We start from the raw sequence: 24374 nt of genomic DNA, 5'->3' as shown, positions 1-24374 counted from the left end.
CGTTCATCCTGAGCCAGGATCAAACTCTCCGTTGAAGTAAAACAGACACAACCAAGCAGGTGGAAATAACACCACACCCGGCTGCACAAAATTTGAAACCAGCTGTAAAAACCAGACCACACCACGGGGTGGCGGATCCAGTCAATTCAACCAATCCATAAAACAATTGGTATCAACAAACTTGGCACACTATTGAGTTCTCAAACAACAGACACACCCGGCACCACCACAACCAAAAACCAGTCGCAGATCGCTCCGGAGCAACTTTCCAAACTTACCCGATCCCCCACCCCAACACAAATCCATCACTCAGGACCCACACCAGGAAGAAGACCACCCCAACCCACCAGGCTCGCCACAAAGCAAACCATTTTCCAGGCCGTTCAGAAGGGGGTTTTCGCCGCTATCTTTCCGCATCAGCGGCGGCGACTCAGAAAACAATACACGCCCACCAACCCCACCGCAAATCCGGCTTGTCCGGCGGCCGATGGCCCCAAAACCCTTGCAGCTGCGCGGATCTCGGGGGCCACCGGCACTTGAGGTCCGTCTTAGCGGCCGGATCTCCGTCTTATGCGTTGGGTCACAGTGATGACTTGGGTACGCCAGCCGCGTGGCGTGGGTCTTCGTCGGGCTGCCCATCCTCCTCCCGGTCATCCGCGGATGCCGCGGCCGGTCCGCCGTCCACAGAATGGCGGCCGCTCCCGCCGTTGTCGCCACGGGTCTTCAGGAGGCTGGCCACCGTGGCAACGGCGATGGTGGCAGCGATGAACAGCAGCGAGAACCAGATGGGGATCTCGGGGACCCACGGGAGCGGCTGGCCGCCGTTGATGAAGGCCAATTCGTTCACGTGCAGTGCGTGGAAGACAAGCTTCACGCCGATGAAGGCGAGGATGACGGCGAGGCCCTGGGCCAGGTAGACGAGGCGTTCCAGCAGTCCCCCGATCAGGAAGAACAGCTGGCGCAGGCCCATGAGGGCGAAGGCGTTGGCGGTGAAAACGATGTACGCCTCGTTGGTAAGCCCATAGATGGCCGGAATGGAGTCAACGGCAAAGATCAGGTCCACAAAGCCAATCGCAATGATGGTCAGCATCATGGGGGTATAGAAGCGTTTGCCGCCTTGCTTCACTGTGAGCTTGTCGCCGTGGTATTCGTCGGCAATCGGCAGGACGCGGCGCACCAGTTGCATGAACTTGCCGTCAGCAGGGTTGGAATCGTGGCTGCCGAAAGCCTGCTTGTAGGCGAGGAAGAGCAGCAACGCACCGAAGATGTAGAAAATCCAGGAGAAGTTCTCGATCAGGCCGGCGCCGATGGCGATGAAACCGCCCCGAAGAATCAGCGCGATGACGATGCCGATCATCAGCACTTTCTGCTGGTACTTCTTCGGGACAGCGAACCCGCTCATCACGATCAGGAAGACGAACAAGTTATCGATCGAGAGTGCCTTCTCGGTGAGGTACCCGGCGAAATACTCGCCGCCGTAGGACCAGCCGGACACCAGGCCGATGCCAACTCCGAACAGGAGGGCCAGCCCAATGTAGAAGGCCGACCAACGCGCTGATTCACCGATGGAAGGCTCATGGGGTTTGCGCACGTGCGCGAAAAACTCGTAAACGAAGAAGAGGACCGTCACAGCAAGGGTGATGATCCAGATCAGTGGTGTTACCTGCATTTGGGTACTCCAAGGGTTCGGCGTTGACTATTACGCCAAGGTCTCCTCCGCCCGGACTGATCCGGAGCTGACGGCCCGGGATGCTTCGCTGCATCCGTATTGACGGGCCAACCACAGACGGGAGTACTCCCCTTGATTCGTCAATTCTAACGTACGCCGGCGGTACGCATCAAAAGCTTTTCCCCGCACCTCGCCGCCGGCAGTTGGGGGTCGGGTGCAGGGCTGTCAGCGCAAACAATGCTGTCCGTCGAGGGACATTGGCCCCTGGCCCGCCACAGGCTCGGCAATAGAAAATAGACCCGGGCATTCCACGACGCCGTGGTTGCCGGGACCGGAGGATGGGGCATTGTGGAATCCAAAACCATTGTCGTGGGCTATGACGGTTCGGAGCCGGCTGCACTGGCTGTCCGGTGGGCTGCGAGGGAGGCGTCCCGGCGCAAGGTTCCCCTCCATCTGGTGCATTGCACCTTGTGGCCACTGCTGACGAAGAACCTGGGGCCAGTCCCCGGCATCAAGGACAGCGGGCTCCAGCACGCGGCGGAAAAAACACTGCAGGAGGGCGCCGCCCACGCGCGCCAGTCCGCCCCGGATGTGGAAGTCCGGACCAGTCTGTTGTCCGGGAGCCCCAACGTCAATCTGCCCAGGCTCTCCGCTGGCCAGGACATGCTGGTCCTCGGGAGTCGCGGACTCGGCGGATTCATGGGCCTGCTCATCGGCTCCGTCAGCCTTGAGATGGCAGCCACCGCATCGTGTCCCGTGGCTGTGATCAAGCCCGGCGAAGACCCTGACGGCCCCGTGGTGGTCGCCGTTGAGGACCCGGAGTCCTCCGCGGCACTTGAGGATGCTTGCACCGCGGCCGCCTCGTCGGGAGCCCGGCTGGTCATCATCCACGTCCGGACGGTTCCGGCCGGCTACCGGCTTGTCCGGGACCCTGTTGACCCCGGTGCCGCGGCCGAGGCTCTGCTGGACTCGGCTGTTGCCAAGGCGCAGGAGTTGGCGCCCGGGCTTATGGTCGAACAGCAGCTCCTGACCGACACCTCTGTACCCCGCGCCATCCTGCACGCAGCCCAGGGCGCACGCCTCACCGTCGTCGGGACGAAAGGCCAAGGACTGATCAAGGGAAGCATCGGTTCGACGGCCCATGCCGTCCTCCACCATGCCAAGGGTCCAGTGCTCGTTTCCCGGCGCCCGCCCGCCGCCAAGGCAGCGTACGGGTCCTAATCCGGATGGACGTGGGTGCCCGGTCGCGCAACCTAAACGCAGGGACTCAAAGGCATCCGAGGCTTGGGGTATCCGGCGTGGCCGGTGTTCCGACTCTGACCGAATACAGGAATGCCGTGGAAACCTTCGCGAGAAGGAAGGCTTCCACGGCTCGCGGTTCTAACGCTCGCAGGCAACTCCGTCACCGTCGCGGTCCAGAGCCGACCGGTAACCTGGCTGCCCCCTGTACAGCGGGGCCGCCCCGGCCGCGTTAGCGGCTGTGCAGTTTGCGAAGTATGCCGCCGGCGCCGGCGCAGCAGGAACGGCCGCGGGAGCAGGCGCCTGCGCCGCCTGCTGAGCCGCGGCGGCGGCAGCTTGGTCTGCTGCCGCTTTGGCAGCAGCAGCTTGATCAGCCGCAGCCTTGTCCGATGCCGCTTTGTCCGCCGCGACTTTGTCGGCAGCGGCCTTCGCGGCGGCGGCCTTCGCGGCCGCGTCTGCAGCTGCCTTGTCAGCTGCAGCCTTCTCGGCCGCAGCCTTTTCAGCGGCGATCTTTTCCAGGGACTTAACGCCAAGGTGCACCGTGGAGCCCTTTGCTGCCTGGGCTCCGTTGGAAGGGTCCTGGGTCAGCACCTGCCAGTTCTTCTTCACGATGATCGATTTGCCGTCAACAGAGTCAACCGCGTCAACCTTGAAGCCAAGCTTCTCCAGTTGGTCCGTCGCCGTGTCCAGGGTCAGCCCTACAACTCCCGGGACGGTGACGGAGGCTTCCACCGTGGCAGTCGCCGATGCCGCGGAGGCCGGCTCCACCGCAGCCTGCTTGCCGCCGCCGCAGCCGGTCAACATAAGTCCGGTCAACACAGCCAAGGCCAGCGTCTTCTTCAACCTGCCGGCGGCAGGCCCGATGTTTTCTTTCATGATTCCCCCTAGGAATGCGTGATGGTGATGGTGGAAAGAGAGCCCGGCGAATCCCGGGCAAGAGCCCTACTCGCAGGCGACGCCGTCGGAGTCGCGGTCCAGCGCCGGCCGGTATCCGGCCTGGCCCGCGTAGATCGGCGCCGCTCCTGCGGCCCTCGCCGCAGTGCAGTTGGCGTAGTACACAGCCGCCGCGGGGGCGGGCGCAGCAGGAGCAGGAGCAGGAGCAAGACCGGGGGCAGCCGGAGCCGGCGCCGGCGCAACCGGAGCCGGCACGGGAGCTGCAGGAGCAGGCGCAACGGCGGAAGGTGCCGGCTCGGCAGCGACGGGCGGCGGCGCCTGCTGGTTGGTCGGTGCCAGCTGCCCGGTGCAGTCGCCCAGGATTCGTGCCATCGCGTCGTGCTCCGCCTGGGTCACCCACAACCCGTACGTGGCCTTCACGGAAATTTGCCGGGCAACGTACTCGCACCGGTACCCCTTGTTGGGCGGCAGCCAGGTGGCGGCGTCACCGTCGCCCTTTTGCTGGTTGGCAGGCCCGTCAGTCGCCTGCAGGTTCAGCGGGTCATTCGCGAATGCCGTCCGCTGCCCGGCGGTCAACTGCTGGGCCCCCTTCTGCCAGGCGTCGCTCAACGCCACCACGTGGTCGATCTGCACAGCGGTGCTCGTCGCGGAACCGCGTACGAAACCGATGGTGGTGCCGGTGTACGGATCGGCGAGGGTGCCGGACTGCACCTTGCAGGGCACATTGTTCGTGAACGTGATGCCGGTGAGGTCCCGCTGGAGGATGTCATTGCGCGTATCGCAACCGTTCCGGTCCACGTCCGCCCATGCCTGCCCGAATTGCGCCCGGTCATAGCCCGTCTTCGGCGCGCGGCCCTTGATGGCAAGCGTTGCAAGCAGGTCGATCGCCTTGGTTTCGTAGGCGGGCTGCGGGTTGGGCGCTGCCGCGGAGACGCCCGCCGCTACGGCGTTGGGGGTGTCCGGGTCCAGCGGCTCGCCGGTGTCCCCAGTCGTGGGCGTAGGAGTGGGCATGGACGACGGCGCCGCCACGGCCGGCGCAGTGACGCTCGCTGTCGCTGCCCTCGCCGTAGCCCTGCTTTCCGCGGAGGCGGCCTCAAGGTCCGCGCCTGCGACACGGGGCAGCGCTACGGCACCACCGATGAGAAGGGCGAAGGACGCGGCTATGGCGACGGCGCCGGCCTTGCGTTTCGCCGGCAGCCAGGCCCATGAGCGCCTTCCAGTGAGCACGACGTAAAGACCAGTCAGCGCACCGGAGATGCCGAGGAAAATCAGGGTGCCTCCAACACCGCCGCTGAGTGCGCCCAACAGCATGAAGATGGCGGTAATTACTCCGATGGCAAACGTCGAAGTGCGTGGATTCCGCGGCGGCTTCGGCGCCGGCGCGGATTGAGCAGCCCCCAAGAGGGTCTCGTAGTCGGACATTCTTCCCCAATGATGAGGACGCCGAGCAAGTCGGCACCCCTTTTCTGCCGGGCCTTCTGCTAAGCCCTGCAAAGCTCGATGCCGCTGAGCCTACGGCCCCATGACGTGCGGATTTGCCGCCGCCGGGAATACTCGGCCAACATTCAGCCAGTCTTGAGGGAACCTTGAGGAAGCGGCCTTCCCACGCGTCACAATGCCGGAGGGCGAATGGACCTGCGCCGGACGACCGTTCCCCGCTGGCACGGGCAAAGGTAGAGTTGCCCGCATGCAGATGCGCCTCGAAGTGGTCCAGGTCCCGGTTTCCGACGTCGAGAAATCAAAAGCCTTTTACACCGAACAGCTGGGCTTTGTGCTGGACCATGACGTGGAGCACATCCCCGGCATGCGCGTTGTCCAGCTGACGCCGCCAGGTTCTGCCGCCTCGGTAGTGATCGGAACCGGCATGACCGCCATGGCTCCGGGCAGCCTGGAAGGTCTTCAACTGGTGGTTCCGGACCTCCCGGCCGTCCGCGATGAACTAGTGCAGCGCGGGGCCGAGATCAGCGAAATCCAGGACCTGGGCGGCGTCCTGTTCGCCTACTTCAGCGACCCAGACGGCAACCGCTGGGTCATGCAGGGACAAACCCCGCCCGCCGTCCGCGACGCCCACAATGCCGGCTAGCCCGCGGGCCGGTCCCGGACCATCCGCAGTTCCGGCACGCTTTCCCACTCCGGCGGCAGGTTGCCGCGGCCGCCGTCGAACCTAAAGCCTTGGCGGCGGTAGAAGGACTGCGCCTTGACGTTCTCCTCAAGAACCCACAAATAGGCGGGCGAACCGCCCAGGGCGGCCTCCAGCAGGGCCTTCCCCAGCCCGCTCCCCTGTGCGCGCTTCAGTACGAAAATCGAGTACAGCTCCAGCGCGAACGGGCTGTCTTCCTGGCGCGGCGGTCCGGCGTCGGCAAGGCCTACAATCTCGCCGTTGGCGTCCTCGGCGACGATCCGCGGGTGGGGAGCCTCAAGATACGGCCGACGCCGGGCCACGCGTTCCGGGATTGAGCGCCGCCGCTCAGCAAAGAATCCGGGCGAAAGCAGGTGTCCGTAGCTTTCTTCGTGCGCGGCTGTATGCATCAACACGATGGCCTCGGCATCCTCCGGAGTGGCCCGTCGAAGTACATAATCCATCGCTCCAGCCTAATAAGGGCGGCACCGGATTAATGTGCTGGCGGGGCCGCCGTGGATCCGCGGACCACCAGTTCGGTGCCCAGCTCGATCCGTTGCGGCAGTTCCTCGTCGCCGTCCAGGTGCCGCAGCAGGGCACGCATGGCGGTTTCCGCCATCTGCACCACCGGCTGCCGGATGGTGGTGAGGCCCGGCTCAACCCATTCGGCGGCGGGGATGTCGTCGAATCCAATGATGGACAGGTCTTCCGGGATGCGCAGCCCGGCAGAGCGCGCCGCACGGTAGGCGCCCAGTGCCTGGTCGTCGTTGCCGGTGAAGATCGCCGTCGGCCTGTCCGGCAGTTCCAGGAGCTTGCGCGTGGCCGCCTCGCCGGCCTCGATGGAAAAGTTGCCCGGCACCATCAGGGCCGGGTCCAGCGCAATGCCGGCCCGGCGCAGCGCGGAGATGTAGCCGTCCTCGCGGGCGCTGCTGCATTGCAGGTCCTCGCGTCCGCCAATCATGGCGATCCGTTTATGCCCCAGCTTGAGCAGGTGTTCCGTGGCCGAGTAGCCGCCCTCCCAGTTGGCCGCGCCCACCGTCATCAGGTCCGGTCCGGGCTGGCCCACGGGGTCGATCAGGACCACCGGGATCCCCAGCGATTTCACCCGCTGGATCTGTTTGGCGTCCAGCTGGTACACGGCCATCAGCAGGCCGTCGGATTTACGCTCCGCGAGGTTTGCCAGCCAGGGCCGGATTCGGGACCCGTCCAGGCTCAGGCTGCTCACCACGGTTCCGTATCCGGCGTCCTGCGCCACCCGCTCCACGCCCTCGATGATCTCCAAGGCCCATTCCGAGCCCAGGCCGGGAAACACGAGGTCCACCAGGCCGGCCTTCTGCCGGCGCTTGGCCGGGCGGCGCGCGTAATCGCGGCGGGCGATGATTTCCTCCACCCGCGCCCGGGTCTCCGCGGCGACGTGCGCATGCCCGTTCAGCACCTTGGACACGGTGGGAACGGATACGCCGGCCTCGCGGGCAATCTCGCTGATTGTCGCGCGCCCGGTGTCCTGTTTGCTCACCACGGAAACCACCCTTTCACCCGGGTCACGCGCCCGGGGCTAGTTATCGGAAAGTTCCCACGCCTGAATCCGGCCGCACATGCCGTAAATCCTGCGGTTTTCCCGTTTTCCCATCGTAGTTCGCGCGTTCGCCAGATAGATACTTTCCGCCGTGTCCAGAGAAACCAGTTGCCGCCGGGTGACCTCGGCCTGCCGGGCTGCGCCGGCTGCCAGAAGCCCGGCCCAGGCTCCGGCCCTGGCGGACGCCAGCCGGGCGGCCGCGGCGTGGAATCCCGCCAACGCCGCCGGCCCGGATTCGAGGACAGCGTCCTTGAGCGCCAAGTAGCCTTCCAGCGCCAGGTCACGACGACGGCGCGCGGCTTCCTCGGCTGCGGCCAGTCCCGTGTCGGCATCAGTCTGCTCCAGGACCGCGGCGCGGCGGTACGCTGCCGGGTCGGTGAGGTGTTCCGGCGGGAAGGTCATCACGGCGTCCCCGTGTTCGGGCAGCCCTGCGTTTTGCATGACCACCAGGATCTTCAGGTCCCCCGAATCGTTGATGGCGCGGTGGACTGTACCGGGGGTGAACCAGAGAACCACGCCGGGCTCCAGCGCAGTGGTGGTGAACCCTCGTGAATCAAGGGTCTCCAGCCGGCCCGCTCCCGCCAGTGCCACATACGCCTCGGTGGAGGCGGTGTGCACGTGCGGCGATCCGCCGGCGGCGCCATCCGCCCCCGGCCAGTCGTAAATGCTGATCTCGGACAGGCCGGTAGCACCCGGGAACGTTGAGCCCATACTCAGGCCCAATTGCCAAGGGCGGTTTGCGCGGCCGCCGCCAGCGCCGCGGCCCGGCCCTGGTCCACGCCGCCGTCGGCGATCACCACCGCATAGCGGTACGTCAGCGGCTCACCTGCCCGGAGCGGGACCTCGGCGCTGAAGAAGGGTGCTGAACCCAGGCAGGCGAACATGGAGGACCGCGCGAACCACTGGTTCGGTGCGCCGGGGTTCGAACCGTCTTCCACGAAGGCAACGGTGGAGGACCGGCAACTGACGTCGTGCTTGCCGGTAAAGGCGATCCACGGCGATCGGGTGCCCATGAATTCGTCGGTACCGGCGCCTTCCTGGTTGCGGAATTCGCCGCCGGTAAAGGACCGTGGGCCGCGCCAGAAGAGACCGCCGTAGCCTGCGTTGTGGCGGCCTTCCGTGGTGGGGCTGCCGATCCGGATCTCTGCCCCGGAGATGTTGTCCATCCGGGTTTCGAAGAGGATGGCGTAGGCACCTCCGGTTTCGTCGCCGGCACCGCCGTCCGCCAGCAACTGGACGTTGAACCGGCGGTCCTCCGCAATGACCGGGCCACCGTCCTGCGAGGTCCAGGTGAGGGATTCCGATGCGGTGATCCCTGCGCCGGAGTGCTCGATCCCGGTGAAGGCGGTGTGGGCCATGGCGCCGTTGTTGTCCAGGTTGGCGTACTCGGTGGCGCGTGTGTAGGTGGCGCCGCCCCAGAAGTTGTGGCTGCCCACGTTCGGGAGCGCCCAGGAGAGCCCCTTGTGCCAGACGTGGTCCCAGGGCCGGGAAATGGTCACGTCGTCTCCGCCCAGGGTGGTCAGCGGATGGAAGAACGGGCGGGGGCTCTCGTATTGGGGGTCGGTGGGCCGGTAGGTATAGGTGGCGATGGGCTTGCCGTCGGCGGTAAACGTGAGGGCTGCTCCGTCGTCGGTGACATCCAGCCGGACTGTGTGGACGGCTGCAGGGGCGGTGGTCATGGCGGGAGGCTCCTTGGGGTGTGGGGTGTGGGGTGTCAGGCGCGGGCGGCGTCGAAAGCTGTTTCGTTGAGGGCCGTGGCATCCAGGGCGGCGGTGCCCAGCCCGTCTCCGTCCATCCCGCCGTAGAAGGGGTGGCCGGGGACGATCTCGCCGCGGCGGACGGCCCTGCCGGTAAAGGCGGAGGCGTAGATCGCGGCAGCGAGCTCAAGGGTCTGCCGGGCGGAGTCTGCGCCGGCGGGCAGCGGAAGCCCGGCGTCGAGCGCTTGGTACATGGCCAGGAACTGGGCGGAGTGTCCGCTGCCGCGTTCCAGCGGCCGGCTGCGCCACTCGGTGCGGACCCGGTCTTCGTGGCCTGGTGCGCCGGTAACGGTCCAGTTGTCCGTGGCGTAGCCGTAAAGGTGGCTCAGTTCCACGGTGGCGAACTCGCAGTCGATCCGGATGTCCGAGGTCTCCCGGGGCGAGAGCAACGAGTTGACGATGGTGGCCACGGCGCCGTTGCGGAACCGGACCAGCGCGGCGGACAGGTCTTCGGTGGACGTGGCACGTGCCTGCCGGCCTGCTATCGCGGTGACTTCCTCCCACGGTCCCAGCAGGTGCAGGAGGAGATCGAATTGGTGGATGCCGTGGCCCATGGTGGGGCCGCCACCCTCGGCGTTCCACGTGCCGCGCCAGGGCAGGTCCCAGTAGCTGTCCGGCCGGTACCAGAGGGTATCGCAGCGGGCCACCAGCGGGCGGCCGAACCCGGCGCCCCCGATCAGTTCCCGGGCGGCCGCGGCGGCATCCCCAAACCGGTGCTGGAACACGCAGGAGAACTGGGCGCCGCCTTTGGCCTGGGCTTTCTCCAGCCGGTCGAAGTCCGCCAGGCTCAGTGCCGGGGGCTTCTCCGAGAGCACATGCACCCCGGCTTCAAGGCATTCGATGGCTTGGTCGATGTGCAGCATGGGCGGGGTGCACAGGTGCACGATGTCCGGCTGGGCCCCCGCGAGCAGTTCGGCCACCGTGAGGTATGTGCCGGGAATGCCGTGCTTCTCCGCAAAGGAGTCCAGCCGGCCCTGGTCCACGTCGCAGGCTGCGACGAGCTCGGCGCGCCCGCCTGTCCGTGCCAGGTTGTCCGCGTGGACCGCGGCGATCCCGCCGGTGCCCACAATGGCCACTTTGTAGGTGCGCATGTTCTCTCCGTCGTTGCAGTGAAGTCGTTGCAGTGAAGTCGTTGCCCAGAAGCGTGCCCCGAAGCGGTTGCCGTGATGATGCCGGACCACCCGGCATTGCACCGGCCGGGTGACCCTGCATCGCCGATGCTCCTCAAGAAACTTTCTATGCTCTCTTCGAAGTTTCGGATGCTCGCTGCAGCTACGTGTCCAAGGCTTTGTTTTCAACCGTAGGAAGATTTTGATTCCAGAGTCAAGGGGTTTCGATCTAGAAACTAAACATAAGTTTCTGATACTTTCTTAGAAACATCGTCCGATCCTAGGAGACGTCCGTGACCAGCGGTGCCGCCGAAAAGCAAGCCCTCCCCTCACCCGCGGCGGGCGTCGAGCCGCCTTCCGCCGCCGGACACCTGTCCCTCGAGGAGCTGGTGCGGCAGATGACCCTTGAGGAAAAACTGGCCCAGCTGGTGGGCGTGTGGGTAAATGCTTCCACTGAAGGCGACTCTGTTGCCCCGTTGCAGAACGAAATGGCAGGCGACGCCCGTTCCTGGGACGACGTGATTTCTGCGGGCCTCGGCCAGATCACCCGGATGTACGGCACGGTTCCGCTGGAACCACTTGAGGGGGCGCGCCGGCTGGCCGCTGCGCAGGAGCAGATCATGGCCGCCTCACGGTTCCGGATCCCCGCGCAGGTGCACGAGGAATGCCTGGCCGGGCTGGCCGCCTGGAAAGCGACCGCCTTCCCTGTACCGCTGGCCTGGGGCGCCACCTTCAACCCGGCGCTGGTGCGCCGGATGGCCGGCTTGATCGGCGGCCAGATGCGGCAACTGGGCGTCCACCAGGGCCTCGCGCCGGTACTGGATGTGGTGCGGGACCTCCGCTGGGGCAGGGTGGAAGAAACCATTGGCGAGGACCCCTACCTCGTGGGCACCGTGGCAAGCTCCTACGTCAAAGGGCTGGAAGCCGAAGGGATCATTGCCACCCTCAAGCACTTCGTGGGCTACTCCGCCTCACGCGCCGGACGGAACCACGCGCCCGTCTCCATGGGCCCCCGGGAACTCGCGGACGTCATGCTGCCGCCGTTCGAACTGGCCATCAAGGACGGCGGCGCCCGTTCCGTGATGCACGCCTACACGGACACCGACGGTATTCCCGCCGCGGCAAACCGTGCCCTGCTGACCTCCCTGCTCCGGGACGAGTGGGGCTTCGCCGGGACCGTGGTGGCGGACTACTTCGGCATCGCCTTCCTCAACGCCACGCATGGCATCGCCGCCGATTCCGGAGAGGCTGCAGCCCTGGCGTTGGCAGCGGGCGTGGACGTGGAACTGCCAACGGTGAACTGCTACGGCCTGCCCCTGCTTGAGCGCGTGCGCTCCGGGGAGGTCCCCGAATCCCTGGTGGACACCGCACTCCTGCGGGTGCTCCGGCAAAAGCAGGAAGCCGGGCTGCTCTCGCCGGACTTCGACCCAGCTCCCCCGGCCCTGGCTGCCGGCGCCATCGACCTTGACCCTGCGGCCCACCGGGCGCTGGCCCGGGAGATCGCCACGCAGTCCCTGGTGCTGCTGACCAACAGGGCGCACGACGACGGGCCAAGCCTGCCGCTGCCGGCGGCGGCTTTGGCGTCGGTGGGCGTCGTGGGGCCGCTGGCGCAGGACCCGTTCGCCATGCTGGGCTGCTATTCCTTTGACGCCCACGTCGGCGCATCGCATCCCGAGGTGCCCATGGGCATCCGGGTTCCGACTGTGGCCGGTGCAGCCGCCGAGCGGTTTGGCCGGATCCGGACCGCCGCCACCGGAACGTGCGAGGCCATCAGCGACACGCAGGTCCTGGAAGCCTGCCGGATTGCCTCAGCGGTAGACACCTGCGTGATCGTAGTGGGTGACAATGCGGGCCTCTTTGGCCGGGGCACCTCCGGCGAAGGCAACGACGCTGCCGACCTGCGGCTCCCCGGTGACCAGCACCGCATGCTGGACCAGGTCCTCACGGCTGCCGAGGCCGCCGGCACCCGCACCGTCGTGGTGGTCCTCAGCGGCCGGCCTTACGCGCTGGGCGACTTCGCGGCCAGGGCCGGAGCGATCGTGCAGGGGTTCTTCCCGGGCGAGGAGGGCGCCGAGGCGCTGTGGGACGTCCTGACCGGAGCCGTGACTCCGTCCGGCAAGCTGCCGGTTTCCGTGCCGCGGACCTCCGGCGGACAACCGGGCACCTACCTGCACAGCCGCCTGGCCGGGCCGTCCGGCGTCAGCGCACTGGACCCCTCACCGCTGTTCGGTTTCGGGCACGGCCTGTCCTACACGACCTTCGACTTTTCCTGCCACACGGCCAGCGGGCCCACGATGACGACGGCGGGCTCCGTCACCGTGGGATGCTCGGTGGCCAATACCGGCCCGGTTGACGGGGCGGAAGTGGTGCAGCTGTACCTCGAGGACCCGGTGGGCGAAGTGGTGCGGCCTGTCCGTGAACTGATTGGCTACGTCCGGGTTGACCTTGCGGCCGGCGCCGCGGCCCGGGTGGAGTTCACGGTGCACGCGGACCGGACCTCCTTTACCGGGGTGGAGCTGAAGCGGGTGGTGACCCCGGGCCTGGTGAAGCTCCATGTATCGACCTCCAGCAGCCGGGACCTCCACACCCACGAACTCATCCTGCACGGCGACCGCCGCGAGGTGGGCTTTGACCGGGAGATGCTGACACCGGTAACGGTAACCCCGCTTTAGCCGTGCCGACCGGACATGTCATCCCCGGCCATGCACCGGCCTGGCGTTAGCCGGGGGTTCCCCCACCTCATGGATGCCATGGCCGCTGCAGGCCGTCTTGGTGACGACGGCCCGCTCGATGCGCGAGACGGTGAACCACCGCATTGCGTCGCGCAGCCGGCACCACCCAACCAGGTACCACTGGCCGTTGGTGGCGGCGAACAGCACCGGCTCGACGTCGCGGGTGGTGGCGGTCCCGTCCCCCGCCGTGTAGCGGAGGCGGATCACGCGCTACTCGGCCATCGCCTCCTCCAGTGCGGATTTGATGGCGCGGGACGAGGCGGGAAGCGCGTTGACCCAGACGCGGTGGGCCAGCTCGTCCGCTTGTGCCCGGGTTTTGGGATCGAGGACATCCATGATCTTTCGGACACCTGCTGCTGCCAGATCGGCGTAGGGGGCATCAGGCGCGGCGGACACCGCTGCCATGAGCGCCACGGCCTGGGCCGGTGACAGGCTGACGGGTGGCAGGGACGCACCTCCAGCCAAACCGTAGCCACCGCCCGGACCCGGCCGGGACCATACTGGCGCCCCGCTGTTCTCCAACGCATCGAGGTCCCGCTTGATGGTGCGAACGGATACCTCAAACGCTGCAGCCAGCCGTTCGGCGGAAAGCCCCCGCCTGCCGCTGCGGCGCAACATCTCGGAGAGGGCATGGAGCCGTTCGACCCGCTTCACCGTTCAGCCCCTGGCAAATTCATGACATAAATAGTGACACACCCTTGTCCGGTACGCCTGCGAGGGTATTGGCATGACAACTACTTCAAGCCGTCCCATCGTTCTCATCGCCGGCCACTGGCTGGGCGCCTGGGCGTGGGACGAAGTGCTGGAACACCTGGCAACCGACCACTCCCGCGCAGTCGCGATGACGCTGCCCGGCCTCGACGTGGACGATCCCGGCCGTGCGGCAAAAACCCTCGACGACCAGGCCGCAGCGGTCCTGGACGTCATCAGCCGGCTCGGGGCCTCTGCGGACCAGCCCGCCATCCTCGTCGCCCACAGCGGGGCAAACGCCCCCGTCAGCCTCGTCCTTGACCGACACCCCGAACTTGTCCATCGAGTGGTGTGGGTCGACTCCGGCCCTGTGGCACCTGGAAGCGCCTTCGGCGCGGGCATCCCGGAAGAGTTGGCGGAGCTTCCGCTGCCGCCCTTCGATGTCCTCGGACAGCAGGCGAGCCTCGAGGGCCTGAGCCCGGACGTCCTCGAGCGTTTTCGGGCCCGGGCCGTCCCTGAACCCGGGCCTGTGCTTCGTCAGGCCGTCGAGCTCAGGAACGATGCCCGCCACAAGGTCCGGACCACCCTGGTGTGCTGTTCGATCCCGAGCGCGCAGGTGCTGGAGCTCGCCCGCGCCGGGCATGCCATGTTTGCAGAAGTCGCGCGCGTCGAACACCTCGACGTCATCGACCTCCCAACGGGGCACTGGCCCATGTGGAGCCGTCCCCGCGACCTCGCCAAAGCCATTGGGTCAGCCGCGTCCCGCACAAACTGACGAGGTCAGGCGAGAGTGAATTCCTCCTCAACCAGCGCCAGCAGCGGGCGGGAGTTCAGGCACACCAGGAACACCACGGTCCCGGCGAGCAGCGGCAGCAGGTAGGTGGTGGTCATCAGCAGGAGGGTGGCGGTGACGAACAGGATGCCGGCGTTGCCCAAGGAGACCCGCTTCCGGGCGCTGAAGCTGTACAGGGAGAGCCGGTACACGTCCCGGGTCCGGAACGAGAACCGGGACAACAGCAGCAGCGCGTTCAAGCCCGCTGTGGCCACGAGCAGCGCGAGGACCAGCAACGCCGGCCGGAGCGCCGGTGCTGCGGGTCCGAGCGACGGCAGTCCGGCGAGGTTCACCGCGATGACGGCCAGGACCAGCAGGTACGGCAGCCACACCTGCAGGGCCTGGCCGGCATTCATCCGGTAGCCGCGGATGAAGTCCTGGTACACCTGTCCCTCATGCCCCGTGAGCATCCGGTTGAACGCATAGATGCACGCCACCAGCGCCGGACCGGCCGGAATGAGCGCCGGCAGGACCAGCCAGGCCCCTGCGAACGGGGCCGCCACCAGTGCCGCCGGCAGCAGTACGTTGGCCAGCACCAGCAGGGCCGAGCCCGTCATCACGCCCGCCACGGTGCCGGCCGCCCTGAAGAGGGGGCCGGCACCGTACTCCGCTTTCTTCTGAACCACCAACTGCCTTTCGGTTGCCGCGGCAGGCAGGCTGCCGCCGTCGTCCGCCTACTTCTTGTCCGCGTAGGCCTTGTACGCCTTGTTGGCCAAATCTACATACTTGCCCATGCCCTTGCTGTCCAGCTCCTTGACGTAGGCGTCGAACTCGGAGAGGGGCCGCTGGCCGGTAATGAACTTCAGGGTGTTCTGCTTGACGTGGTCCTTGAGCGGCGTGAGCACCAGCGTGGCCTGTTCGCGGTCCGTGTCGCTGAACGGCACGGGCGGCGCCACTGGCTTGGGCGTCTTGCTCTTCATGGCCTTTTGGAACGCCAGCTCCTCGTCGTTGAAGGTGGACTGCAGCAAGTCCGTGGTGCCGCCATAGGAGAAATTGCCACCGGAGAAGCCGTAGTCCACGCGCAGGTCCTTGGTGCCTGCCGGGTTCAGGCCCTGGAAGTTGATGTCCTTGGCCAGGACGCGCTTGCTGCCTTCCTTGGTGTAGGTGGTGCCCTGGACGCCCCACTTGGAGAATTCCTGGCCGGCGTCGCTGTAGAACAGCCAGTCGATGTACTGCATCAGCGCCACGAAGCTGTCTTTGTCCTTCACCGATGAGTTCAGCATGATGCCGTTCTCCAGCCGCGAACCACCGATCAGGTCACCGGCCGGGCCGCCGGGGACGGTGATCTTGCGGACCGCGAAGTTGCCCTTGCCCAGTGACTGCTCCATGGACGTGCGGTAGGTGATGATGTTCTGCGAGTTGGCGCTGATCACGAACGACTTGCCGGACGTGAACTTCTGGATGGCGGAATCGTCGGTCTGGGTGAAGCTTTCCGGGTCCATCAGGCCCTCGGACACCAGCGAGTTGAAGTAGGTAACCAGGTCCTTGAACTGGCTGCTGGCCGAGCCGAAGGCGAATTGCTTCTTGCCGTCGTCGAACGTCAAGCCGTCCACCAGGCCCCAGCCTGCCACGGTTCCGAACGCGGTGCCGGCAATGTTCAGCACGCTGTTGCCATTGAACCGGTCGGAGAAGGGCACGACGTCGGGATGGGACTTCTTGAGCTTGCGGAGCACCTCGCGGAACTCGTCCCAGCTCTTGGGCTCGGCAATGCCTTCCTTCTCCAGCACGTCGGTGCGGAACGCCAGCGTGTAGTCCGGCCAGAGCTCCTCGTGCAGGCCAGGCAGGACGTAGTACTTCCCGTCCTCCTGGGTGAGTCCTGCGATTTCAGGTTCCAGCTTCCATTTCTTGATTTTGTCCTGGTAGTGGGGCATGAGGTCCACGTAGTCGCTGACCGGGAGGACCGCACCGGAGGACACATACGCGCTCTCCTGGCCGGGGTAGGTCTTGGCGATGATCTCGGGGGCACTCCCGGAGCTGATCAGGAGGCTGCGCTTCTGCTCGTAGTCGCTGCTGGGGACGATGGTGGGCTGCAGCGTGACGTTGTTGTCGCTGGCCATCTTGGTGAACAGCAGCCAGTCCTTCTTGTACGGGTAAGTGGGCTGGTCGCTGAAGAGGAACGTGAAGCTCAGCGGCGTCGTCGCCTTGAACGTGTCCCCCACCCCGAAGCTGTCCATCGCACCGTTGCGGGCCTTTGAGGTGTCCACCTTGCTGCCGGAATCTGAGTCGCACCCGGCCATCACCAGGCCGAAGGCTGCGAGCGCGGACAGGCCGAGGAAGTCTCGTCTGCGGATCATGGGTTTTCCTTTCATAACGGGTTATTCCTTGACGGAGCCGAGCATGACGCCCGAAAAGAAGTACTTCTGGACGAACGGGTAGACGCACAGGATGGGGATGATGGTGAGCACGATGGTCACCGACTGGATGTTGGCGGCGATCTGGCCCACGTTCTCTGCCGTGCCGCCGGCCGAACCCGCGGTGGTGACGCCGGCAATCATGTTGCGGAGGTAGATGGTCACCGGGAACAGATCCGGGTTGTCCAGGTAGAGGAACGCCTGGAACCAGGAGTTCCAGTTGGCCACGGCGTAGAACAGGACCATGGTGGCCACGATGGCCTTGCTCAGCGGCAGCACCACCTTGAACAGGACCCCGTACTGGGTGAGCCCGTCGATGGCGGCCGCCTCCTCCAGTTCCCGCGGCATGTTCTCGAAGAACGACTTCATGATCAGCAGGTTGAAGACGCTGATGGCGTTGGGCAGCACCACCGCCCACAGGGTGTCCCGCATGCCCAGCGAGGTGATGAGCACGTAGTTGGGGATCAGGCCGCCGTTGAAGAACATGGTGAACACGGCGATGCCGATGAACACGCTGCGTCCCTTGAGGTCCTTCTTAGCGATGGCGTACGCGAAACTGGTGGTCAGGACCATCGAGATTGCGGTGGCCACCACCGTGTACAGGACGGTGTTGCCGTAATTCCGCCAAAACACCGAATCCGCCAGGATCAGCTGGTAGGTCTGGGTGTTGAACCCCAGCGGGAAAAGGTTGACCTGCCCGGCGTTGATGAACCCTTCGCTGGAGAAGCTCTGCGCCAGGATGTTCAGGAACGGGTACATGGTCAGGAAGACCACCACCAGCAGGAACACCAGGTTGGCCACGCGGAACACCCGCATGCTGCGGGAGACCTTCATGTCCTTGACCAGCACACCGGTGTCCGCCGTGGGCTTTTGCACTGCGGTTTCCTTCACGGTTGTCTCTTTCACGGTGGCCCCTTTCACCACAGGCTCGTTCCGGCGAGCCGTTTGGAGATGGCGTTCGCGGAGAGGATCAGCGTGAGGCCGATGACGGATTCGAACATGCCGATCGCGGCCGCGTAGCTGAAGTTGGACGATTCCAGGCCCACCCGGTACAGGTAGGTGGAGATGACGTCCGAGGTCTGGTAGTTGAGCGGGTTGTAAATCAGCAGGATCTTCTCGAAGCCCACGGCCATGAACGTGCCGATGTTCAGGATCAGCAGCGTGATGATGGTGGGCCGGATGGCCGGGAGGGTCACATGCCAGGTCTGTTGCCACCGGTTGGCGCCGTCGATCCGGGCGGCCTCATACAGCGACTCGTCGACCCTGGTGAGGGCGGCCAGGTACAGGATGGCGCCCCAGCCCATGGTCTGCCACACCTCGGAGCTGATGTACATGGGCCGGAACCAGGCGGCGTCCTGGGTGAAGTTCACCGTGCTTCCGAAGACCGTGCTGGCGATCTGGTTCACCGTACCGGTCATGGAGAAGTTCTGCAGGATCATGCCGGCGATGATCACCACTGACATGAAGTGCGGCAGGTACGCCACCGTCTGGACGAATTTCTTGAACTTCTGCGAGCGCAGCTCGTTCAGCATCAGCGCGAAGATGATGGGCATTGGGAAGCAGAACAGGAGTGTCAGCACGCCCAGGATGATGGTGTTCTGGAAGGCCTGCCAGAAACTGGGATCGTTGATGAACAGGGTGACGTACTTCAGTCCCACCCATTTCTCGCCGAAGATGCTGCCGCCGGGCTGGAATTGCCGGAACGCGATGACGTTGCCGGCCATGGGCAGGTAGCGGAAGATGGCGAAGTAGGCCAGCGGCAGCAGCACCAGCGTGTAGAGCCGCCAGTCGCGCTTGATGGCGAGCTTCCAGCCGCCGGGCTTGTTCCGTGGTTTGTCCTTGCGGCCGGGCGGCTGTGTGGTGACCGCTCCGGGAGGTACTTCCAATTGCGTGGCCATGTTGCCTCCTACCGGCCGGCTTCTGCGTATGTGCGGGCGTGTTCGCCAGCTGCCTCTTCCAGGACCAGGACCCCGTTGGCGGCCAGTTCCACTGCACCCGTGATTCGGGTGCCGGTGAGCACGTCCGTGCCGCCCGCCCCAACATCCACCCGGGCCGGTGCGTCGTTGTGGTTGAGGACCAGCAGGTAGCTGCGTCCGTTGCCGGCACGACGGCGGACCTGCACTCCCAGCGGCGCGTCCAGTTCGGGGCGGATCCCCGCAGCGGTCCGTTCGGCGTCGAGCAGTTCCTCCAGGTAGGTGCCATCCACCCTCGCCGAGAGGTAGACGGCGGTGCCGCAGCCGAAACTGTTGCGGGTGACGGCCGGCGACCCGGCCAGCCTGCCCGAGGCGTAGCGGGCCAGCACCTCCGCCGAGGTGGCGTGCAGGTGTTCGGTCCAGTAATCCGCTGAGGCCGTGCCGCCGTCGGCCGTTGAAAGCTTGACGGCCTCGCCCTCCCCGGCCAGCGGGTGCATCTCCTCGCTCCACGCGCCCAGGACGTTGCGGAGGGCGCCAGGGTAGCCGCCGAGCCGGATCGTGTTGTCCTGGTCCACAATGCCGGAGAGGTAGCTGGCCACCAGCCGGCCGCCGCCGGCGACGTAGTCCTCGTAGCGCTGTGCGGCGTCGTCGGTAAGCAGGTAGGTGGCGGGAAGGACCACCAAGCTGTACTGGTGAAGGTCGCTGGTGGTGTCCACGAAGTCCACGGTGATGTTGGCGTCAAAGAAGGGCCGGTAAAGGCGGAGGACTTCCTGCGCGTAGCTCAGGTCCGAGCGGGGCGAGTTGCCCAGTTCCAGGGCCCACCAGCAGTCCCAGTCAAAGACCAGCGCCACCTTGGCGGTGGAGCGGGTGCCGGTGATTCCGGAGAGGTTCTTGAGCTCCCGGCCCAGTTCGCAGACCTCCCGGAACACCCGCGTGTTGGGGCCGGCATGGTTGACCATGCCGGAGTGGAAGCGTTCGGTGCCTCCCCTGGCCTGGCGCCACTGGAAGAAGAGGATGGAATCGGCTCCCTGGGCAATCGCCTGGTAGGAGCCTAAACGCATCTTGCCGGGCAGTTTGGAGACGTTGACGGACCATTGGCTGACGGCTGCGGTGGCTTGTTCCATGACCAGCCAGGGCTGGCCCTTCCGCAGTGAGCGCATGAGGTCGAAGTTGAGGGCGGCGGCAACGTGCGCGTCGGATTCGCGAGGGTCCGGATAGATGTCCAGTGCGGCGGCATCTTCCTCGGCGGCCCAGGCCCAGTAGTCGTTGTTCTTGTAGAAGCGCATGAAGTTGGTGACAACGGGCAGTTCCGGCGTGTGGCGGCGCAGGATGTCCCGTTCGGCCTTGTAGTGCGCCAGCATGCTGTCCGAGGTGAACCGGTGGTAATCGAGCCGGCGGGACGGGTTGGACCAGGTGCGGGGCTGGGCAGGTGCATTGACCTGGGCCCAGTCGGAGTAGACCTGGCCCCACACGTCGGTGCTCCAGGCCCGGTTCAGTTCCTCCAGGCTGCCGTACTTGTCCTGGAGCCATTCCCGGAAGGCGCGGTCGGCGTGCGGGCCGTAGGAGACGGGGCCGTACTCGTTGTTGACGTGCCACATGCACAGGGCGGGGTGGGCGGCGTACCGCTCCCCCATCTTTTCCGCCATCGCCAGGGACTTTGCCCGGTAGGCGGGGTGGGAGACGTCGAAGTGCTGGCGGGAGCCGAAGCCGAAGGTGCTGCCATCAGCCAGGACCGGAAGGATGTCCGGGTGCCGGGCGATCAGCCAGGCCGGCGGGACAGCGTCCGGAGTGGCCAGGTCCACGCCGATGCCGTTGGCGTGCAGCAGGTCCATGATCTCGTCCAGCCAGCTGAAGTCGTAGATGCCGTCCGCCGTTTCGAGCCTGCTCCAGGAGAAAACGGCCAGGGTAACCAGGTTGACCCCTGCTTCCTTCATGAGGCGGACGTCCTCGTCCCACACCTCGCGCGGCCACTGCTCGGGGTTGTAATCCCCTCCGTAGGCGATGCCGCCAAGCCGGTCATGCAGGCGCTTAAGCCGGTGTTCGGGTGTATGGGTGCGTTGCTCGCTGGTCATCATTGTCCTTTGGTTGGCATGTTGGCCGCGGGCTCCCCACCAGTGCGACCTGCATCACACAGAGAAACTATCGTAAACTTTCAGCAATAACAACAAGTACGTGAAAGTAGGAGCGCATTCCTTTCTCCGCATTGCCGCGGATGCGAACGCTAACATGGATGCATACAGGAGGCCCCCGTCCGGAAAACGTCGGTCCAGGCGCAGGCCAGGTTCCGTATTTTCCAGGGTTGGAAGAAACTATCGGAGCTGCTTGTACGACCGGCGTGGCAGGTTTCGCAGCGCCAATGCCAGTATCAACAGCCAGCCTGGGACCGCACGATCCAGGCCGGCCACCCCCGGTGGGCGCGGACGCCCTCCTCCGCCAGCGGCAGGCAGTGGTCCGGCGCCCGCTATCCTGGCTCTTTGATGTCCTGCAGCACTTCATTGCGTCGCAGGAACCAGGGCTTGAAGGGCGGGTCGAAGCGCGCGTATCGCGGAGCGCCGACCGGCGTCAGCCCGGCAACTTTCAGTGCCGCTTGGAGCCCCGCGGTATGCCGCTCGAAGGAAGAAGCGGAGCCGCCGCCCGTGAAGCTGAGGGCAGCGGAAAGGGAGGCCGGAACGGCGCGCACCGTCACCCTGGGGTCGGCGGGAGCCGGGGCCGTGTCGGCCGTGACGCCGGCCGGGAGCACGAATCCCACCACGAACTCCGCCGGCCCACGGGCTCCCGGCAACGGCCCCTGCTGCAGCACGGGAGCCGTCATGGCCAGCTTTTGCGGGGAACCAGGCTCCTGGATGACGGGCGCAGTCATGGCCAGCTTGCGGCGGGCGGAGTTGTTGCCGCTGATGTAATTGAACAGGTAACGGAACGCCGCGTTTCCGGCCCGGTCGAAGTCCGCCCTGACCTTGACCTCAGCCACGACGTAAGCCGGATACCAACGGAGCTCGAAATGTGGATACCGGCGGATCAGTTCATAGGGCTGCTGTTCAGTCATGGTGCGTCAGAGCCTACGCCCGTGGCGCCTGGGCGGCCAGACCTGCGCCCCGGCTCACCCCACGCGCCGTGTGGCGCGCCTCCGAAGGAAGCCGCGCAGGGCCCCCACTCCCATCAGGACGACGGCCAGGGTTCCAATTCCACCGAAGAGCGCTGTCAGGACCACGCCGGCACCACGGAACCACTCTCCGCCACTTTCATAGCCCGGAACGATCGCCCGGCCAGGATCATCTTCGGCATAGATCACAGGAACATCGGTTCCCACCACAGGGTGCTGGTCGTGGTCCACGGCCGCGAACGTCCGGTGGGCCGATCCGTCCGGCGTCGTGAAGTCAACCCGGATCCTGCGCTGGGATGCCTTGGTGACATCGTCAAAGTGGACGATCGTTCCGGTTGCCCGCGCTCCAGTGCGCGCGAGTTCTTCGTCCGCGTTGATCATGAAGCTGCCCGCACCGATCATGATGGGCCCCAGGCAAAGGACCAGGACGGTGACCGCCAGGTTCAGCCTTATCTTCCACGGCCGCGCGGGCTTGCGGTTCTTGTCGGTTCTGCGCCCAGTCACGGCTCCCATTCTGCCCGAGCCTGTCAGCAAAACCACACACTGGACCGTTGCCATGGGCAACCATGAGCGGCATAATAGTTAGCAGAACTAATTAGCAGTGCTAAATAACCGCAGCAGGAGGCGCACCCGCTTACATGTCACCCGCCCACACCAAGCCCCAGGCCACAGCAGACCCCACCGCCCCGGACACCCTCGCCATCGACCTGCGCACCGCCGTGATGCGCACGTCCCGCCGGCTCCGCGTCGAAGCAACCGGCGACATCATCACCCCTGGCCAGTACACCGTCCTGGCCCTGCTCAACGGCAGCGGTCCCAGCACGCTGCGCGCACTGGCAGAGAGCGAACACGTCCAGGCCCCGTCCATGACCAGGATCGTCAACGCCCTCGCCGACCAAGGATTCGTCACCAGGTCCGCCCATCCCGACGACGGCCGCCAGGTTCGCGTGGACATCACCGACGCCGGCAGGACGGTCCTCGAGGAAGCACGCCGGCAGCGGACCGCCTGGCTGGCCCGGCGCGTGGCAGGGCTCAGCGAGGACGACCGGCTCACACTGAGCCGCGCGGCCCGCATCATGCAGGAAATGAGCGCCAAATGAGTGCCATGTTCCGGGCCCTCGAAAACCCCAACTACCGCATCTGGGCCGGCGGCGCGATCGTGTCCAACATCGGCACCTGGATGCAGCGGGTGGCACAGGACTGGCTGGTCCTGACCGTCCTTACGGACCACTCCGGTGCCGCGGTGGGCCTCACCACCGGCCTGCAGTTCCTGCCCATGCTGCTGTTCGGCCCGTACGGCGGAGTGCTGGCGGACCGGTACCGCAAGCGCATCATCCTGATGTGGACGCAGCTGGCCATGGGCTTCACCGGCTTGGCCATCGGCCTGCTCGTGGTCACCGGCACCGCCCAGTTGTGGCACGCCTACGTGGCTGCGTTCTGCCTGGGAGTTGCCAGCGCCGTGGATGCCCCCGCCCGCCAGGCCTTCGTGTCCGAACTGGTTGGCCAGGACAACATCTCCAATGCAGTGGCCTTGAACTCGGCGTCCTTCAATACCGCCCGGCTTACCGGCCCCGCAATCGCCGGCGTCCTCATCGCGTGGGTGGGCACCGGCCCGGTGTTCCTGCTCAACGCTGCCAGCTTCGCCGCCGTCCTGGTCTCGCTGTTCCGGATCCGCATCACCCAGCCGGCCCCCGTGGCAGGCCAACGCAACAAGCACCAGGTGGTGGAGGGCGTCCGGTATGTGCGCCGCCGTCCGGATCTGATGTTGATCATGGTCCTGGTGGGTATCCTGGGCGCGTTCGGCATGAACTTCCCGGTCATCAACTCGCTGATGGCCACCACCGAGTTCAGCATGGGGCCCAGTGAATTCGGGCTCCTCGGCTCGATCATGGCGGTAGGTACGCTCGCCGGCGCCCTCCTGGCCGCGCGCCGGTCCGGCCCCCGGCTGCGCTTCCTCCTGGGCGGCGCGCTAGGGCTGGGCTTCTTCACGATCCTCGGCAGCCTGGCGCCATCGTTCTGGACCTACGCAGCCATCCTGGTTCCGGTGGGCCTGGCGTCCATCACTTTCCTGAACAGCTGCAACACCAGCATCCAGCTCTCCGTGGAAGCCCAGTTCCGTGGCCGCGTCCTGGCGCTGTACCTGGCAGTGCTGCAAGGCGGCACCGCGCTGGGTTCGCCCCTGGTGGGGTGGATAGGCAGCCAGTACGGTGCACGCTGGTCGGTCGCCTCCGGCGGCATCGTGGTGCTCCTGGCCGGAATCGCGGCGGTGGTGGCGGTGAGCAGGCGGAACCGGATTACTTTCCGCGGCGCGCTCCGGATGGCGCTGGGCAGGCGGGAACCGGCCGTCTGAGCGTCGGTTGGGCGGGTACGGCCGATCCCGGCACCTGCGGCAA

Annotated in this window: 21 protein-coding genes and 1 pseudogene; 6 read left to right on the top strand and 16 right to left on the bottom strand. The window is 66.0% G+C overall.

Annotated elements, in window-relative coordinates; genetic code table 11:
* Positions 1–580 precede the first annotated feature (580 nt).
* A complete protein-coding gene (locus C563_RS21160) occupies positions 581–1669 on the bottom strand; it encodes a TerC family protein (RefSeq protein WP_018762299.1) in 1089 nt (362 codons plus the stop codon).
* Between the two features lie 348 nt (positions 1670–2017).
* On the opposite strand from C563_RS21160, the gene C563_RS0111970 reads away from it, so the two are divergent.
* Positions 2018–2890, top strand: a complete 873-nt coding sequence (locus C563_RS0111970; protein ID WP_231369882.1) for a universal stress protein — start codon at positions 2018–2020, stop codon at positions 2888–2890.
* Positions 2891–3049: 159 nt separating this feature from the next.
* On the opposite strand, the gene C563_RS0111965 is transcribed toward C563_RS0111970, so the two are convergent.
* Positions 3050–3784 (bottom strand): excalibur calcium-binding domain-containing protein, encoded by a 735-nt coding sequence (locus tag C563_RS0111965; protein WP_018762297.1) that lies wholly within the window; start codon positions 3782–3784, stop codon positions 3050–3052.
* Positions 3785–3850: 66 nt separating this feature from the next.
* Positions 3851–5113 carry a GmrSD restriction endonuclease domain-containing protein gene (locus tag C563_RS0111960; protein WP_018762296.1) on the bottom strand — a complete coding sequence of 421 codons (1263 nt, stop codon included), beginning with the start codon at positions 5111–5113 and terminating at the stop codon, positions 3851–3853.
* Between the two features lie 376 nt (positions 5114–5489).
* On the opposite strand from C563_RS0111960, the gene C563_RS0111955 reads away from it, so the two are divergent.
* Positions 5490–5885: a VOC family protein gene (locus C563_RS0111955; protein ID WP_018762295.1), complete on the top strand. Its 396-nt coding sequence runs from the start codon at positions 5490–5492 to the stop codon at positions 5883–5885.
* On the opposite strand, the gene C563_RS0111950 is transcribed toward C563_RS0111955, so the two are convergent.
* Genes C563_RS0111950 through C563_RS0111930 form a run of 5 tightly spaced genes read right to left on the bottom strand, consistent with a single transcriptional unit; the run spans position 5882 to position 10345 of the window.
* A complete protein-coding gene (locus tag C563_RS0111950) occupies positions 5882–6385 on the bottom strand; it encodes a GNAT family N-acetyltransferase (protein ID WP_018762294.1) in 504 nt (167 codons plus the stop codon). The genes C563_RS0111955 and C563_RS0111950 overlap by 4 nt on opposite strands.
* Positions 6386–6414: 29 nt before the next feature.
* Positions 6415–7440: a LacI family DNA-binding transcriptional regulator gene (locus C563_RS0111945; RefSeq protein WP_026264725.1), complete on the bottom strand. Its 1026-nt coding sequence runs from the start codon at positions 7438–7440 to the stop codon at positions 6415–6417.
* Between the two features lie 36 nt (positions 7441–7476).
* Positions 7477–8208 (bottom strand): cupin domain-containing protein, encoded by a 732-nt coding sequence (locus C563_RS0111940; protein WP_018762292.1) that lies wholly within the window; start codon positions 8206–8208, stop codon positions 7477–7479.
* Positions 8209–8210: 2 nt separating this feature from the next.
* Positions 8211–9176 carry a PmoA family protein gene (locus C563_RS0111935; RefSeq protein ID WP_018762291.1) on the bottom strand — a complete coding sequence of 322 codons (966 nt, stop codon included), beginning with the start codon at positions 9174–9176 and terminating at the stop codon, positions 8211–8213.
* 35 nt (positions 9177–9211) lie between these two features.
* Complete coding sequence (locus tag C563_RS0111930; protein ID WP_018762290.1) at positions 9212–10345, bottom strand: Gfo/Idh/MocA family protein; 1134 nt, start codon at positions 10343–10345, stop codon at positions 9212–9214.
* 311 nt (positions 10346–10656) lie between these two features.
* On the opposite strand from C563_RS0111930, the gene C563_RS0111925 reads away from it, so the two are divergent.
* The gene (locus C563_RS0111925) at positions 10657–13035 is read left to right on the top strand and encodes a glycoside hydrolase family 3 N-terminal domain-containing protein (RefSeq protein ID WP_018762289.1); all 2379 of its coding nucleotides are present in this window, start codon (positions 10657–10659) and stop codon (positions 13033–13035) included.
* 18 nt (positions 13036–13053) lie between these two features.
* Here the strand turns inward: C563_RS0111925 and C563_RS21155 are convergent.
* Positions 13054–13749 (bottom strand): annotated as a pseudogene (locus C563_RS21155) (helix-turn-helix transcriptional regulator).
* 73 nt (positions 13750–13822) lie between these two features.
* On the opposite strand from C563_RS21155, the gene C563_RS0111915 reads away from it, so the two are divergent.
* Complete coding sequence (locus tag C563_RS0111915) at positions 13823–14560, top strand: alpha/beta fold hydrolase (protein WP_018762286.1); 738 nt, start codon at positions 13823–13825, stop codon at positions 14558–14560.
* Between the two features lie 5 nt (positions 14561–14565).
* On the opposite strand, the gene C563_RS0111910 is transcribed toward C563_RS0111915, so the two are convergent.
* The 7 genes from C563_RS0111910 to C563_RS0111880 form a co-directional block, all read right to left on the bottom strand.
* Positions 14566–15243 carry a DUF624 domain-containing protein gene (locus tag C563_RS0111910; protein ID WP_043424104.1) on the bottom strand — a complete coding sequence of 226 codons (678 nt, stop codon included), beginning with the start codon at positions 15241–15243 and terminating at the stop codon, positions 14566–14568.
* Positions 15244–15291: 48 nt separating this feature from the next.
* Positions 15292–16926, bottom strand: coding sequence for an extracellular solute-binding protein (locus tag C563_RS0111905; protein WP_018762284.1), 1635 nt, complete (start codon positions 16924–16926; stop codon positions 15292–15294).
* A 6-nt stretch (positions 16927–16932) separates the two neighbouring features.
* Positions 16933–17802, bottom strand: a complete 870-nt coding sequence (locus tag C563_RS0111900) for a carbohydrate ABC transporter permease (RefSeq protein ID WP_026264722.1) — start codon at positions 17800–17802, stop codon at positions 16933–16935.
* An 83-nt stretch (positions 17803–17885) separates the two neighbouring features.
* Positions 17886–18866, bottom strand: a complete 981-nt coding sequence (locus tag C563_RS0111895; RefSeq protein ID WP_018762282.1) for an ABC transporter permease — start codon at positions 18864–18866, stop codon at positions 17886–17888.
* A gap of 8 nt (positions 18867–18874) precedes the next feature.
* Positions 18875–20953 carry a beta-galactosidase gene (locus tag C563_RS21150; RefSeq protein ID WP_018762281.1) on the bottom strand — a complete coding sequence of 693 codons (2079 nt, stop codon included), beginning with the start codon at positions 20951–20953 and terminating at the stop codon, positions 18875–18877.
* 389 nt (positions 20954–21342) lie between these two features.
* Complete coding sequence (locus C563_RS0111885; RefSeq protein ID WP_018762280.1) at positions 21343–21924, bottom strand: SOUL family heme-binding protein; 582 nt, start codon at positions 21922–21924, stop codon at positions 21343–21345.
* Positions 21925–21978: 54 nt separating this feature from the next.
* A complete protein-coding gene (locus C563_RS0111880) occupies positions 21979–22494 on the bottom strand; it encodes a DUF3592 domain-containing protein (RefSeq protein WP_155845149.1) in 516 nt (171 codons plus the stop codon).
* 125 nt (positions 22495–22619) lie between these two features.
* Here C563_RS0111880 and C563_RS0111875 point away from each other — a divergent pair, with 125 nt between their 5' ends.
* Positions 22620–23081: a MarR family winged helix-turn-helix transcriptional regulator gene (locus tag C563_RS0111875; protein ID WP_018762278.1), complete on the top strand. Its 462-nt coding sequence runs from the start codon at positions 22620–22622 to the stop codon at positions 23079–23081.
* Positions 23078–24331, top strand: a complete 1254-nt coding sequence (locus tag C563_RS0111870; protein WP_018762277.1) for an MFS transporter — start codon at positions 23078–23080, stop codon at positions 24329–24331. Before C563_RS0111875 ends, C563_RS0111870 begins: the two co-directional genes overlap by 4 nt.
* The last annotated feature ends 43 nt before the right edge of the window (positions 24332–24374 follow it).

The sequence above is a fragment of the Arthrobacter sp. 135MFCol5.1 genome (genome assembly GCF_000374865.1).
Classification (GTDB): Bacteria; Actinomycetota; Actinomycetes; order Actinomycetales; family Micrococcaceae; genus Arthrobacter.
This window is presented reverse-complemented; position numbering and strand designations above follow the sequence as displayed.